Here is a 14,923-nt window from a genome sequence, read left to right on the forward strand (position 1 = left end):
TTTGCATCAAACTCTGTAGTCGGTTTTAACCGACTTTCGCTTTGAGGCAGGGGTTTAAACCCCTGCCGGACTGTGGGAAAGTAGAAAGTATCAACAAACTGGATTTGATATTAAATATTGTCTCACCACAGGACAAACACTAAATAGCGTTTCATTCTCAATTTCTTCAATTTCAACTAACGATCGCCTCCCCAAAGATTGCAGCCCGTTGAACAACTCCGAGGGCGATAAATCGGCATCTTGTAGCAATTGCTCTATCGAAACTGAATTTGCTTCGAGGCTGAGGCGGGAAATGAGCTTTTTCTCTAATTCTGACAGGCGATCGATCTGCGGGTGCAATGCTGCTGCCAATTCTTCCCCTAGGAATACCATATCATATTTCAAAAAATCTGCAACCCTGCCTCGGAATATTTCTTGAATGGTGGTGGCGACTATTTTTAACCACAATGGATTGCCTCGGTAGGCATTAATTAGGTTTTCCCATTTTTCGGGGTTTAGTAAACTTTTTTGTCGGAAAATTTCGGTGGCATCTGTACCTATGCCTTTGAGTTGTAAAGTACGAACTGGTGAATTTTCGCCTGTTAATGCGGTAATTTCTCTGGGGGTTTCCCAAGTGTGGAGGATCAAACAACTGTTGTGGGTTGTTTCTCCGATTTGTCGGAAGAGGATGCTGTAATTTTCGCAGTCTGGGCGGTAATTTCCTGCGAGTTGTCCGTTGCTGAGGAGAGTTTGCGCGTCGTCGAGGATGATGAGACAGCGGTTTTTTCGCAGATATTCCATTAACAGGGAAAGTCGATCGCCAATGCTGACTGGTAATTCGGTTTCTGGTTGATTGGCGATAAATTGAATCAGGTTTTTTAGGGTGGTTGCGAGGGGTGGAGAGGTGCGGAGACTTCGCCAAATTACGCAGTCAAAGTGATGTTGAATTTGTGGGATGAGGTGGAGGGAAAGTGCGGTTTTGCCGATGCCGCTGAGTCCTGATATGGCTGCGAGGTTGCACTTTTCTTGGACAATCCATTTTTCGAGGGTGGCGAGTTCGGATGTGCGATCGTACAATAATGAAATATGAGGGGCATCTGCTAAGTCTAGTCTGGTTTGGGGTTTTGAGGTGTCTGGGGTGGGCTTGGAGGGCGATCGATCTTTTGGAATTTCGGGAGGTTGCAAAGTGTCTCCACAAACATTGATGTTATTAATTTGTGCAAAGTCTTTCGCGAAATTTGATGAAACAATGGAGAATCGCCACCTCTCCATAGCAATTTTTAAATTTGATTTATTAACCTCTTCACCAAATACCTCTGAAAGGATTTGCCATAACTCAGAGGCTACATTTCTGACATGACCTTCAGTCCGATGGGATTCTTCTGCGATTGTAGAGTGTTTTTGACCTTTCCATACACCCAGCAGGATAGCTTTTTGCAGATCGTCCAAGTGTTCTCCTGTTTTGGCGAAAACCATTTCGTCGGCAAATCTCAAGACTTCTTGAACGTCCATTAGTCGGCTTGTGGGAATTTTAGTTATTGTATCATACTTTTTATGACATTTTATAGCAGAAATGATTAAATCTGACATTTAATGGGATAAGGCTTTGTAAAACTCATTACATTTCCTGACTTTTTATGACTAGACATAACTTGAATATTGACACGAAAATATTCTATATTTACAAGCACAACTGTACTTTTAACAGTCAATTGTATAGCTATAACAAATCAAAAAACTTCCTGTAGGAGGGAGAATTATGAGTAGCAGTAATAATACTATTGCTATCGTTAGTCTTGGGCTTGGTATTGTTGTCATCATGGGGATCGGTGGCATTGTTGCCTACTCGAATGTGAATAATCAGCTAGTTAGCACTCAAACTCAGTTACAACAAGCTCAAAAGGAGCGAGACGAGTTTAAAAAACAGAGCGAGGAAAAAGATAAAGAGATCAATGAGAAAGATAAAGAGATCAAAGATATTCGTGAAACTTCTGGCGATCGCGAAAGTCAAATTGCTCAAAAACAAGGCGAACTTCAGCGAGCTAAAGCAGAGACTCAGACGGTAAGCGGCTGCCTAAAAGGTGTATTGGAGGCAATCTCATATCAAGATGACCAAAGTAAGGCTATCTTTGCTCTAGGAGCAGTAAAGGATAAGTGCGAATCAGCCGGAAGGATCGTACAACGAATAGAAAACACACAGGATGAACAACAATCTCCTCGTACAAGCAATATCCAATCGAATTAATAAATCAGGGTGCCATTACATTTGTTCAAAAGTCAGCGAACTTCCTGCTTAGCATCGCTGCGGGTAATCGCTCTTTCTTTTTCTGAAGTGCGATCGTCCTTATGTTATTACAAGCTTAAATTATTTCTGCACACATCATTTGGTTACTAAAGCAATGAACAAAAAACTAGGAATTTTAGCGATCGCAGCTCTTTTTACTATCAGTGGGGCTATCCTTAAAGGTACTCAAATGGCTAATGCTAAGCTAGTAGCACCCACTACAGTCACTAATCAAAACTTTACAGATAATAAGTTAACAATCTTAGCGCAGGGTTATGGACAACCACAGGGTAGCCCTTGGGAACAGGTAGATGCACAAAAATACAAAAATCCCGATACCGGGCAGACTTTTTGTTTCTACTATAACCCAGGACGCTGGGCACCGTGTCCAAATCAGGGCACATCAGTTATCAGAGTGCGAAATGCCAAATGCACGGGTTCCAATATTACCCAAGCATTAGCCGATCGATGTCCACGCGCTTTGTGTGGATTAGCAGAGCTTCAAGCCAGTTTAGACGAACTTAGAAGTAACGGACGCTCAATTCCTGCTTTACCTTGTAATGGTCTCCCCTAGCAAACAGATGTGGATTTATCTAATAAGTGAGTTTGATTTTTAGGGTGCTTTGTTAACGCCCTTTATTTTACATCATTTTTGAGAGCGATCGCCCTTCCTTCACTGAAGTGCGATCGCCCTAATTATTCTTCACTCAAACTATTTCCGAGGCTAAAAGCCTACCATCAACTCGCTCATATTCATCTTCCAGTAGCCACGAGTGAGCCTCATCGTAACTTGAACCTAAAAACAGCAGTTTATAATTAGCTGATGGATCGTAAATACAACACTTACTATTTTTGCCACCCACTAACATTAGAATCCGAGGCGGGAAAACAATCGGATCTACCCACAACTCGATAAATTCCCAATCAGTGATTTGTTCCACAAGGTTTTGTGCGGAAGATAACATGATAATTATCAGTTACTTTGACTGTTCAGGTAAGATATAATTTTGGGTGCGATCGACAATCATGGGCTTTCTGTGAATGTTAATTTTGGATGATTTCAGTCAAAGTATTTCTATTATATCAAAACAGTTGAAAAACCTCGGTGTCAACTGTCAAATGCGGTGCCTCGATCGTAGTTGAATGGTCAACTGTCAACTGTCAACTGTCAATTAAGAGGGCGGGCACAGGGGCATCGCCCCTACCACAGATCGACTGTCAACTGTCAACTGTCAACTGTCAACTGTTTAAGCACTTTCCTGAATTAAATCTGCTTCCGCATCCCGTCGTCTGTTCATCCCTTTTTCAATGCTCGTTCCCAGCCAAATTCGTTTCATTTTGCGGATTTGTTCGGGAATTTTACTCACATTTTTTTTCGTAATTAAATCGCGAATAACACGCATTTCCACGCGGCGGTTTCCCTGCATACTCGTGCCGCGATTGAACACCAAACTTACCAATCCTCCTTGAACATCTGCCGGCAATTGTTCAAAACCGGGAAATGCTTCTTTTGTCAGATTGTAAAATTTAGGCACTGTGACAACATTAAAAACTTCCCATGCTAATTCCCAGGGAACAATGATGTCTCTAACACTAGCTAAACGTTCTTTTGCTGCATCCTCTGTCAACCCGCAGCACTTACTCAAACGCTGTTGCTCAACATCCCCTAATTTCTGCCAATCTTGGTTGAAAACTTCTACTGTGTTGTAACCTAGATCGTAACCGATGCCGATCGTAATTCCCGATGCTCCTTCCGGCCAAGTTGGACGCTGCAACAGCTTTTCGTAATATAGCCGCCCGCCGCCGACCTCGAATTCTAAGATTAGCTCGATCGCCCTGTATGATAAAAGTGACGAGCCCAAAGGTTCCCCAGGGAACAAAGCAGCTAGCGTTTCCGGGCCTGCTATGCCGTTTGCCAAAAATTTTTGATTGGTTTGAAACTGTTTGAGGGATGCTTCAGTTTTTGGCCCAAACTTGCCGTCAGCACTCCCTAGATTCAACCCTAACTCCAGCAAGCGTTTTTGAAGTTTCACAACATCGGAACCCGATGCACCTAATTTTAGAGTTTGCACAACCTGTTTTCCTGTAATGCGATCGGCACAATAATTTTTGCTTGATATTGTACCACAACCAGCATCTCCCAAACTATGAGATTAATTCTGCCTCACTCAGCAGAGCAAAATCGCGCGGATTGTTTAACACGAAACCGTCATTTTCTTTAATTAAATCACCAAAACAGGTGACAGGCGATCGGGCTTCATAAGCCTTGAGGGCCAACTGATAATCTGCTTCCGGCAATTCCAGATGAATTTTTCTTAGCTTCCCCACCACAAATCCCATTAATGTAATTTGGTCTGGAGATTCTGCCCCATACACTTTATTAATCCATCCCGAGATTGCAACATTAGGTAAAGCAGTGATTAAATCGCTGAGAATATCTAGCTGAGAGCGATTTTCTATAACTTCTAGTGCTTTTAAGTTTCGACACATCACCTCTGCAAAATCATCAAAATCTTGGTGAGGTGAAACCAATACTTCCCCCTCCTGACTCACAGAATTTTTCTTAATCCAAATGAATCCCTCATAAAATTTACGAGCTTTATGCCAGCCATTTATCTGTAAGTATTTCTCCAACACATTTGGCTCAATTGTTTTCAGAATGTGACTATCTCTTACAGTTACTTTCATGGCAAACTTCCCTCGCTAATGCGCTGTATCATTGACTTAAGAGCTTCTACTGTAAACTGATTGCTGCGGGGTAAAGAAACAGTCACATTTGCTATATTTTGTGTTTCTGTCTGTCCCCGCAATGACATCCAGTAGGCACAATTTCTCATACACAGTTCCGCTTCTGACTGCTGCAACCAGTCTTCTAGATTTTCTGGTACTAAAACTACAACTAAGATTCGAGGTACTAGGGCATTTCTTCTCAAATCATTGTAGTTTTTGACTTTGAGCGGATATCGGATGTAGTCGCCGTCTATCACGTCCCTTGAAGTACATTTTAATTGTAACTTCAACTCTGGAAAATAAACGCTTCCGTCACCGCTGGCAGCCGTGATTTGTAGGTCGATGCTGTCGAAGTCTAATTCTAACAGATCGATCGAGAAACCTGCCACGGCTGCCACGGCACGTACATAAGCTTTGCTGAAAAGTTCTTTCTGCTGGTTCAGTTCCATTCTAAAATAAACATCTTGCGAAAATAATATTTTTTACAATAAAGGTGTTCCACAAGTAATTATTGTAGGAGAGTTCTACCCGAAAGGCGATCGATTGGTATAATTTCTTATTCTTAGTCCGCGGAGGCGGACATTGTTTGTGTAGTAGCGGTTTCAACCGCCGAGTTTTATAAATAAAATGTAAAAAACCCCGGTTCCTTCAAGAAACCGGGGTTTTTCAGACTTAAACCGCGTGTTTTCGATACCAATCAATCGTATTTTTCAAGCCTTCTTTAAACTCCACCTCAGCCACAAAACCAAACCTTTCCTTAGCCCTTTGGGTATCCAAACAACGGCGCGGCTGACCATTCGGCTTGTCTGTTTCCCAAACAATTTCTCCCTCATATCCCATCAATTCGCAAATCGTTTCTACTAACTCGCGAATTTTAACTTCGCTATTTGTTCCCAAATTAACTGGGTCAGATTCGTTGTAAGATTGAGCTGCCATCACAATCCCGCGCGCGGCATCTGTGGAATACAAAAACTCGCGGCTGGGGCTACCATCGCCCCAAACTGGTAGTGTTTTGTCTCCTCTTTCTTGGGCTTCGTGGACTTTGCGAATTAATGCTGGGATGACGTGGGAACTTTTCGGATCGAAGTTATCTTCTGGGCCGTACAAATTAACTGGTAGCAAATAGATACCGTTGAATCCGTACTGCTGGCGATAGGATTGCAGTTGCACTAATAAGGCTTTCTTTGCTATTCCGTAGGGTGCGTTGGTTACTTCTGGATAGCCGTTCCAGAGGTCGTCTTCTTTGAAGGGAACTGGGGTTAAGTTGGGATAGGCGCAAATTGTGCCGACGCAGACGAATTTTTCGACTCCTGCTTCGTAGGCTGCGTGGATTAGTTGCGCGCCCATCATCAAATTGTCGTAAAATAGTTCTGCCGGTTTGATGAGGTTTAAACCGATGCCGCCGACGTGGGCTGCGAGGTGTATGATGATGTCTTGTTGGTTAGCGGCGCGCTTGCAGTTTTCCATGACGCGGAGGTCGCAGTCGATCGATCGACTAACTGAAATTTTATCAGCATCCGCGCCTGCTTTGACTAATTGGTCGATTACCTGACGGCCGAGGAAACCGGCGCCGCCCGTGACTAGGATGCGTTTGTTGCTTAAATCCAAGCTTGTCATAATTTTATCCTCGGGATTTTCAATAAAGGTCGATCGACAATTTCCAGTCTAAATTTGTTACTTTAGCAAAAAAGCTTTCCGCTACAGCAGGCGCTAACAAGTCAGTTTTAGCTGTCCCAGATAGGGGAAAATTGCTCCGTTTGTATCTGAACGTGAGATTTATGGGTTTCCAGTCCTCAACGTTTTAATGTTTTTGTTGGCCCGCACAGCCGAAAATTTGGCGATCGGTTAAGCTGGTTGTTGGAATGCCCGCACTAATAGCTACAACAATCCTCTCATCACTTGTGAACTGTTTGTATGGGTAATGCCCCGATGCGCGAATCGGGTAACAGACGGGACACTACCCATACAAATTGTTAGCAGTCACCACACCCGGGAACGGATACAAGTCCCTGACAGGATTCGGGGAGTGTCAAAAATTTTAGACTAAGAGTTCCAACTTTCAGATTCATCTGTGGAGTAAGTCCAAAATCTAAAATCTAAAATCTAAAATCTAAAATCCAAAATCTAAAATCGACTGACGGTTTAGTTTTGTGGATCAATCAAATCCGTTGCCAGAACCTCGTTCTTGCTTTTTGAGCGATTTCATGTCAGCATCTACCATTAAATGCACTAACTGCTCAAAAGTTACAGAAGGTTCCCAATTTAATTGCTGGCGCGCCTTAGTCGAATCACCAATCAACAGTTCGACTTCTGCCGGACGCAAGTAACGTTCGTCAAACTCCACATATTTTTGCCAATCTAAATTGACGTAAGTAAAGGCCAAATCTAGAAATTCTTTAATGGAATGGGTTTCGTTAGTAGCAATTACGTAATCGTCAGGCTTCTCTTGTTGCAGCATCAGCCACATTGCCTGCACGTAGTCTTTAGCAAAGCCCCAGTCCCGCTTGGAATCGAGGTTGCCCAAATAAAGTTTTTTCTGCTGGCCGACGACAATTCTGGCAACAGCCCGAGTAATTTTGCGAGTTACAAAAGTTTCACCACGGCGCGGAGACTCGTGATTGAACAAGATGCCGTTACAAGCAAAAAGTCCGTAGGATTCGCGATAATTTATTGTTTGCCAGTGACCGTAAACTTTGGCACAAGCGTAGGGACTTCTGGGATAAAAGGGAGTTGTTTCCTTCTGCGGAACTTCCTGCACCAAACCAAACATTTCAGAAGAACCTGCTTGATAAAACCGCACTTCTATGCCTGTGCGATTCTGGTAGTCCCGAATTGCTTCTAGTAGTCGCAATACCCCCATCCCTACGGCATCAACCGTATATTCCGGTGAGTCAAAACTGACTCTAACGTGAGATTGAGCGCCTAAGTTATAAACTTCTACAGGCTGAACTTGTTCCAATATTCGGCGGAGAGTAGTGCCGTCGGTCAAGTCGCCGTAGTGCAGAAACAACTTTGCATCCTCGCTGTGAGGATCGACATAGATATGGTCAATGCGATCGGTATTGAAACTAGAACTGCGCCGGATAATGCCGTGAACTTCGTATCCTTTCTCTAACAGTAATTCGCTCAAGTAGGACCCGTCTTGGCCTGTAATACCTGTTATTAGCGCTCGCTTGCGTTGCGTCATCTGATTTTCCTTTGACAGGCTGTGTTAATTCACTTCGGACTTTCAGGGTAGAGGCTGTTGTTGCCTGCCCGTCGTATGCTCAAGCTCTACCTTAACTCACAATTCTTCGATCGGCATCAAGGAAGTGTTTTGTTTGAGTAAAGAGTTTGCCGCTTGCTGTCAGTAGTCAGCCTCAGTGGTCAGTAACAAACAAAACTAACTACCGATGGCTGACTGCGGACAAAAAATTAATATGCGCCGTTATTTTTGGGGAAAATCACAACTCCAATTGTTTTGAAAACAATCCACATATCCATCCAAAGGTTTTTGTCATTGGCATAATAGAGGTCAATTTGGACTCTTCGGGGATACGGAATGTCGTTGCGACCGGACACTTGCCACAAACCTGTAATTCCAGGTCTGATGGTGAGAATTTTGTTGATGTGACGGCCGTATCTCGGCAGTTCTTCTTCAACTAAAGGTCTCGGCCCGACGACGCTCATATCTCCTTTTAATACATTCCAAAACTGGGGGAACTCGTCTAAACTGGTCATTCGTAAAAATCTTCCAATCCAGGTAATTCGAGGGTCTTGTTTAAGCTTGAAATTGTCCTCAAACTCTTGACGCAAATGCGGAGATTTTTCCATGATTTCCAGCAATATGTCGTCCGCATTTTCCACCATCGTTCTAAATTTAAGGCAATAAAACATTTTACGGTTTTTGCCTACTCGTTCCTGTACGTAAAAGATAGGCCCGGACGAGCTTAAGGCGATAGAGAGAGCCAAAAGCAGGTAAACCGGAGCAAACAGGATTAGAACCGATAAGGAAAAGAGAATGTCAAATAACCGCTTGAAAAATTCTCCGTCGAGTCTCTCTAGAGAACGACTTATGCGTCTATCTCCTTGCAGGACAGGCGCAAAACCGCGTCTTGCGATCGCTCGAATTACCTTGCCGGAGATTAGTTGGCTGTCGGCAGTCATCTTACTCCTTCACTTCACACCACACACAGTCACGATCATAAGGCCTCAAGACGCTTTGTTCTCTGAATTATGTTTCAAATACTCAATTTTCTTGCGGAAAGGGGCAGTTGACTGTTGTCAGTTGACTGTTGACGGTTGGCAGTTGGCGGTTGCACTCAGACATGATGGAGGAGACGGCAGTGCCGTGTCCCTACATTAATCACCGTAGGGACACGGCACTGCCGTCTCCTCATTTCGGGCAATGTTGATTCCGGTGCAACCGGAATTGATATCAAGTCTGAGTAAAATCACCGGATTGAAATTCCTGATAGGAGTGTTCCACAAAAGCTAGATAGCGCTGCTCAAAGACTTCCGGGGCAAACTGGGAGGCGCGCAAGCGTGCCATTTCTGGCCCAAATTTGCCTTGCAACTGCTCAAATTCTTCGACAGCTTCGACTATTGCTGCTGGGGTTTGGGAGGGGAAAAATAAACCTGTCCCAGTCTCAGGGTGTTGGCGAATGTCGAGCACTGTCTCCAAAGCGCCGCCTGCTGCATAGGCAATTACTGGTGTCCCGCAAGCTTGAGCTTCTACTAAAGCGATGCCAAAATCTTCGCAAGCTGCATAGACAAAGGCTTTCGCTTCTGCCATGTACTTTTCCACTACGGAGGCGGGCTGCCAGCCGAGTAGTTGCACGTTGGGTTTGGCGATTTGCCGAATCATTTCTAATTCTGGCCCGGTGCCGATGACAATGAGAGTATGCCCGAGTTGATTGAATGCTTGGACGATCGCACTTACGTTTTTGTAGCTTACCAATCGGCACACTGTCACGTAAAAGTCTTGTTTTTGCCGCATCAAGGAAAATCTCTCGATATTTACCGGCGGATAAATCACCTCGGCGCGCCGTCGGTAGCACCGCCAAATTCGGCGTGCGGTGTGTTGGGAGTTGGCGACGAAATAATCGACGCGGTTGGCAGAAATTACATCCCACTGCCGCAGTCGGTGCAACAAATATCGCGTCAGCAAGCCCGGGATGCCCCGTCCGGCTTTGCTGCTGCGTAAATAGTCAAAAGTTAAGTCCCAAGCGTAGCGCATGGGCGTGTGGCAGTAGCAGACGTGCATTTGCCCTGGACTGCTGAGGATGCCTTTGGCGACGGCGTGGGAGGATGAGAGGATGATGTCGTATTCTCGCAGATCTAGTTGTTCGATCGCGATCGGCAGAAATGGCAAATATTTTTGCACGCCGCTGCGGGCCTTGGGGAAATTCTGCAAAAATGTCGTGCCAATCTGTCGCCCGAACAGATAGCTTTCGGGATTCGCCGATTCAAAGTCAATCAGGGCATAGATATCAGCGTCTATGTATTTGAGGATTTCGGCAACTACGAGTTCTGAACCGCCGGTAGCTAAGGGCGTCAACCATTCATGAACTAGGGCGTATTTGAGTTTTTTCACTTTATGTAGTCGATCGAACGATTTGTGAGCGCCAGTTCTGTCAATATTAGTCTTACCGAGGGATCGCTTACGCACCCTCAAGCCATCAACCGTGTTTCTACGCAGGCGACTCGATTGTAGATTTTAGATTTTAGATTTTAGATTTTAGATTTACTCCACGGATTAATCTGGGATTTTGAACAGAAGTCTAAAATTTTGGACTCGAAACTCACCAGCATCGGGTATTTGTAAGAATTTTTTTGGGTGCTTCAAACCAATATTTTTTGGGAGCAACGGGGTTTTTGTCAAATCGGAAATAGCAAAACCGCACTCTGCGGGAAATTTCCCGCCGATTGTTGACAAATAATACTATTAGGCGGAATACTGTAGGTGATTTGCGATCGCCAAAATGTGTGGAACGGGCGATCGAACTAACGTGGTGTGAGGAAAAAATGTCCAAATTTTTGTGGAAAGGACTTTTAGCAAGTCCCGCTGTACTAGCAGCAAGTTTAGTCGTATCTTCGACAGCCCTAGCAGCAGAGCAACCTGTAGAAATTGCCGCAGCTCAAGCCAATCAATTGGAATTAGCAGGTGCTGCAACCGAGGCAGCACAGCCTGAAATAGCAGCAATAACGGCAGAACCAGCGTCAGTAGTTAACAACTTAACTGTTGAGACTATTGAAAATAACAATCTCGCAGCAAAAGTAGCCCGAGTTGCCGAACCAGCCGCATCACCGGAAAACAACGCAGTTGCAGCAGCAGACTTAACCGAAACCAAACCCGCAGTCGCGCCCGCCAACTTAAATGCCGAGCAACCTGTCGCAGAGCAAATCCCCGCAGTCGCGCCCGCCAACTCCAGCGAAAAACCCGCTGTACCAACTAATGTCAGCGCCGACAAAGCAGCCGCAAAACCCCAGCAGATTTCCCAATCAACTGCTCCAATTGCCCAGCCTCCAGCGCAGTCAAATGTTTTAGAACAAATCAACCAATACAGCGCAGAAGGCAGCAGCGAAGATGCAGTCGGCCAAGTAACCTCCGTTTCGCAACTTTCCGACGTGCGGCCCACCGATTGGGCATTCCAAGCTTTGCAATCCCTAGTAGAGCGCTACGGGTGCATTGCCGGCTATCCTGACGGCACCTATCGCGGCAACCGGGCGATGACTCGCTACGAGTTTGCAGCGGGTTTAAATGCCTGTTTGGATAAAGTCAACGAGCTGATTAAAGGCGGTACCAGGGGTTTAGCCACAAAAGAAGATTTGGCTGCTGTGCAAAAGCTGCAAGAAGAGTTTGCAGCGGAATTGGCAACTTTGCGCGGGCGCGTCGATGCCTTGGAAGCGCGCACCTCTGAATTAGAAGCAAATCAGTTTTCGACTACGACTAAACTCAACGGCGAAGTAATCTTTGCATTGACAGGTATCGCCCGGGGAGAAGATGCTGACGGCCGCGATGCCGATCGAAGCACGGCTTTTGGCAGCAGGGTTCGTCTCAATTTTGACACGAGTTTCACTGGTAAAGACTTGCTGAGAACTCGACTGCAAGTTTTGAATCTGGGTTCGTTTTCTACTAATAATACTAAAACTGCTGAAGGGGAATTGCGGTTTAACGCCGGGCCTTTTGGAACAGCTAGCAATACAGTCGGTTTAGATGCGCTGTTTTACCAATTTCCCCTCGGCAAAAGCACTACTGTAATTCTCGAAGCCAATGCCGGTGCCGCTGACGATTTTACTAACACTGTCAATCCTTACTTTGACGGAGATGGCGGTAGCGGTGCTCTTTCTAACTTCGGCACTCGCAACCCGATTTACTATTTGACTGCGGGTACTGGTATCGCTGTGCGGCAGCAATTGGGAGAAAAACTTGAGCTGAGTTTGGGATATTTGGCCGGCAACGCTGCAAGCCCGACGCAGGGTAACGGTTTGTTCAACGGTTCTTACGGCGCTTTGGCTCAGTTGACTTTCAAACCGACAAGCACTATGGCTTTAGGTTTAACTTACGTCAATTCCTACAACTTCGTCACTGGTACGGGCAGCAACGCTTCTAATTTTCCGGTACGTCTCGGTTCCTTCGGCATCGACAGCGACAATAATCTGCCAGTTTCTAGCAATTCCTACGGCGCCCAAGCTTCGTGGAGAGTGCGGCCTGGATTGGCAATTGGCGGTTGGGCTGGTTACACTAACCAGCGCATTTTATCTAACTTGGCTACTCCTACCGGTTCTGTGCAGCGCGGAGACCAAAAAATCTGGAACTGGGCTGTTACTGTGGCTTTTCCCGATTTGTTGAAAGAGGGAAATGTGGCGGGCTTTCTGGTAGGTATGGAGCCGCGAGTAACAAGTTCTACTAATCGGACTTTGCCGGAAGATAAGGATACTTCTCTTCACATTGAAGGGTTCTATCAGTTTAAGTTGAGCGACAATATTTCGATCACTCCGGGTGTGATTTGGCTGACTGCTCCTGACCACAATAAGAGTAATTCTGATTTGGTAATTGGGGTGGTGAGAACTACGTTTACTTTCTAGGCTCAGCCCTTTTGGTTTTTGGCTTTGGGATTTGGGATTTGGGATTGGCAGTTTTAATCTCAAATCTCAGGCCGCCAATTTCAAACTGGTTGAAAAACTCAGATTCTGTGGCACCCATGCTTTATTGAGAGTTGCTATAGATGGCAATGAACAATATTGGTTAAGATTGTAGACGGGCATTTCTTGCCAACACTCGCGACAAAACCAGTAAACTTGTTGCTGGCGAAAGTGACGGAGCATCGGATTCGAGCAGCAGGGACAGTCTGTATTCTGGTTAACTTGACCGAGGATTTTATTTGAGCTGCTTGCGTCGTCTATCATAATAACCTCTTTTTTAACTCAGATATATTTCACTGTTGTTGGAAAGTGCTGTAACCTGGCTTGAAACACCAACACCATGACTGTAAAAGTGAAAAGTAAAGATTTGGTAAAAAAAATAAGGTTGTTAAGGAATTGAGTTAACTTGAAATATTTCGCAACAATAAATAGTTAGACTTGTTAAAAAATGCAGGTTGAGGGAAGCTCCAAACTCTTATGCAGTAAGTCATTCCCTTTCTGTCAAGTATTGCTAAAACCTAATTAATTGTTGGGTGGAGTGAATGTCCGAGTTGTTTGTACTCAGCTCGCGCAGAGGTGCGTCGCTATGAATTTGTTGATTTTTTGGCGAGGGATTTTGAGTGGCGGCACACCCTACGGCTAGTAAAAAATGAGAATTAAATAACTTACAATTTTTATTAGACCTCTTGCAAAAGTCCTTTTAATCAAATTTTGGGACGGGCTAGAAGCCCATCCCACAAGAAAAAAGATTTTTGTGGGATGGGCTTCTAGCCCGTCCTAACTATGCGATCCTCAGACTGAGGGATGTGAGATTTTAGTGTAAGTCCCAGCCTAAGGCCTGAGCAATCTGAACGGACAGCATAGCTGGATCGAGGGGATTTACAATCACTGCTGCTATTTTATCTTGTGGGAACAAGCTCTGTTGTAGATCGACCCATTTCGCTTTGAGAGTTAGCAGCACAACTGGAATTGCTTGGGTTGTGGGCAGTGTTTTTAGTTGTTTGAGAAATAGGAATTCATCTATGGCGCCAGTGGAAATATCCAAAATTATGCTATCGGGCTGATAGAGTATTGCTTGTCGCAAGCCTTCCAGGGTTGAATTGGCAACTCGCACGTTCCAACCTCCTAAGTCGGTTAAACAAGCTTTTACTACTTCCTGCATATTTGGTTCTTTGTAAATCAGTAAAATTGTTTTGGTGGTCATAGCAACCACTTCCAAAGCCTTCATTTGATTTTGATATTCGAGATACTGCGTGACATCATTGAATAACTGAAAAAGCATTCATGTAGTCTCCTCTTATGCTAAGAGCTTTTAGCTGTATCCCGGAAGCCTAGATAACCACGGTAAGGAATTGGTAAAGATTTTACTATCGTTACAAAACTTGACAAATAATCTTAAAATTCTTCATCCCACCCCAAAATCTCTGCGACTTCTACCGTCAGGCTGGTGGGTTGGATTGGTTTGGCAATTACGCCTGTGACGCCCATTTGGGCAAATTTTGCCCGATCGCTCGGCAGGACTTTTGCTGTCAGCAGAATCACCGGAATCGATCGCGTCTTGGGATCGGATTGAAGGCGATCGTACACAGCAAATCCATCCATTCCCGGCATAGATACATCGAGCAAAATGGCTGATGGTTGTTGTGTTTGGACTATTTGTAAACACTCTTCTCCCGATGCTGCTACCAGCGTTTCCCATCCGCCTAGATCTTCTAAACACGCTTGCACCAATTCTCGGAGGTGTTCTTGATCGTCAACTACTAAAATTAATCTGTCAGTCATGGGATTTGAGATTTTAGATTT

At 44.8% G+C, this 14,923-nt stretch carries 15 protein-coding genes; 3 read left to right on the plus strand and 12 right to left on the minus strand.

The window, feature by feature from the left end:
• Positions 1–90 precede the first annotated feature (90 nt).
• Entirely contained in the window at positions 91–1,491 is a 1,401-nt protein-coding gene (locus JGK16_RS26215; protein ID WP_293193112.1) for an NB-ARC domain-containing protein, read from the minus strand.
• 247 nt (positions 1,492–1,738) lie between these two features.
• On the opposite strand from JGK16_RS26215, the gene JGK16_RS26220 reads away from it, so the two are divergent.
• Together JGK16_RS26220 and JGK16_RS26225 are read left to right on the plus strand one after the other, a co-directional pair.
• The gene (locus tag JGK16_RS26220; protein WP_293193113.1) at positions 1,739–2,224 is read left to right on the plus strand and encodes a hypothetical protein; all 486 of its coding nucleotides are present in this window, start codon (positions 1,739–1,741) and stop codon (positions 2,222–2,224) included.
• Between the two features lie 154 nt (positions 2,225–2,378).
• Positions 2,379–2,837 carry a hypothetical protein gene (locus JGK16_RS26225; protein WP_293193114.1) on the plus strand — a complete coding sequence of 153 codons (459 nt, stop codon included), beginning with the start codon at positions 2,379–2,381 and terminating at the stop codon, positions 2,835–2,837.
• Between the two features lie 133 nt (positions 2,838–2,970).
• Here the strand turns inward: JGK16_RS26225 and JGK16_RS26230 are convergent, their stop codons facing one another.
• The 8 genes from JGK16_RS26230 to JGK16_RS26265 all read right to left on the minus strand — a co-directional run bounded on the left by JGK16_RS26230 (position 2,971) and on the right by JGK16_RS26265 (position 10,568).
• The gene (locus JGK16_RS26230) at positions 2,971–3,228 is read right to left on the minus strand and encodes a hypothetical protein (RefSeq protein WP_293203484.1); all 258 of its coding nucleotides are present in this window, start codon (positions 3,226–3,228) and stop codon (positions 2,971–2,973) included.
• A gap of 282 nt (positions 3,229–3,510) precedes the next feature.
• Positions 3,511–4,335 (minus strand): peptidoglycan-binding protein, encoded by an 825-nt coding sequence (locus JGK16_RS26235; RefSeq protein ID WP_293193115.1) that lies wholly within the window; start codon positions 4,333–4,335, stop codon positions 3,511–3,513.
• Between the two features lie 73 nt (positions 4,336–4,408).
• A complete protein-coding gene (locus JGK16_RS26240; protein WP_293193116.1) occupies positions 4,409–4,951 on the minus strand; it encodes a hypothetical protein in 543 nt (180 codons plus the stop codon).
• Positions 4,948–5,442 carry a DUF4365 domain-containing protein gene (locus JGK16_RS26245; protein ID WP_293193117.1) on the minus strand — a complete coding sequence of 165 codons (495 nt, stop codon included), beginning with the start codon at positions 5,440–5,442 and terminating at the stop codon, positions 4,948–4,950. Before JGK16_RS26245 ends, JGK16_RS26240 begins: the two co-directional genes overlap by 4 nt.
• 223 nt (positions 5,443–5,665) lie before the next feature.
• Complete coding sequence (locus JGK16_RS26250) at positions 5,666–6,610, minus strand: GDP-L-fucose synthase (RefSeq protein WP_293193118.1); 945 nt, start codon at positions 6,608–6,610, stop codon at positions 5,666–5,668.
• 538 nt (positions 6,611–7,148) lie between these two features.
• Positions 7,149–8,180: a GDP-mannose 4,6-dehydratase gene (gene gmd / locus JGK16_RS26255; protein ID WP_293193119.1), complete on the minus strand. Its 1,032-nt coding sequence runs from the start codon at positions 8,178–8,180 to the stop codon at positions 7,149–7,151.
• A gap of 227 nt (positions 8,181–8,407) precedes the next feature.
• Positions 8,408–9,139, minus strand: a complete 732-nt coding sequence (locus tag JGK16_RS26260) for a sugar transferase (RefSeq protein ID WP_293177969.1) — start codon at positions 9,137–9,139, stop codon at positions 8,408–8,410.
• Between the two features lie 271 nt (positions 9,140–9,410).
• Positions 9,411–10,568, minus strand: coding sequence for a glycosyltransferase (locus JGK16_RS26265; RefSeq protein ID WP_293193121.1), 1,158 nt, complete (start codon positions 10,566–10,568; stop codon positions 9,411–9,413).
• 335 nt (positions 10,569–10,903) lie between these two features.
• Between JGK16_RS26265 and JGK16_RS26270 the strand changes: the two genes are divergently transcribed.
• On the plus strand, positions 10,904–13,063 hold the full coding sequence (locus tag JGK16_RS26270) for an iron uptake porin (RefSeq protein ID WP_363319258.1): 2,160 nt from the start codon (positions 10,904–10,906) through the stop codon (positions 13,061–13,063).
• 66 nt (positions 13,064–13,129) lie between these two features.
• Here the strand turns inward: JGK16_RS26270 and JGK16_RS26275 are convergent, their stop codons facing one another.
• The 3 genes from JGK16_RS26275 to JGK16_RS26285 all read right to left on the minus strand — a co-directional run bounded on the left by JGK16_RS26275 (position 13,130) and on the right by JGK16_RS26285 (position 14,902).
• Entirely contained in the window at positions 13,130–13,384 is a 255-nt protein-coding gene (locus JGK16_RS26275) for a hypothetical protein (RefSeq protein ID WP_293193123.1), read from the minus strand.
• A gap of 550 nt (positions 13,385–13,934) precedes the next feature.
• Positions 13,935–14,402, minus strand: a complete 468-nt coding sequence (locus JGK16_RS26280; protein ID WP_293193124.1) for a response regulator — start codon at positions 14,400–14,402, stop codon at positions 13,935–13,937.
• 113 nt (positions 14,403–14,515) lie between these two features.
• Positions 14,516–14,902, minus strand: coding sequence for a response regulator (locus JGK16_RS26285; RefSeq protein WP_293185282.1), 387 nt, complete (start codon positions 14,900–14,902; stop codon positions 14,516–14,518).
• Between the last annotated feature and the right edge of the window lie 21 nt (positions 14,903–14,923).

Origin of the sequence: Microcoleus sp. PH2017_09_SFU_O_A, from assembly GCF_020738625.1 — a bacterium.
Lineage (GTDB): Bacteria > Cyanobacteriota > Cyanobacteriia > Cyanobacteriales > Microcoleaceae > Microcoleus.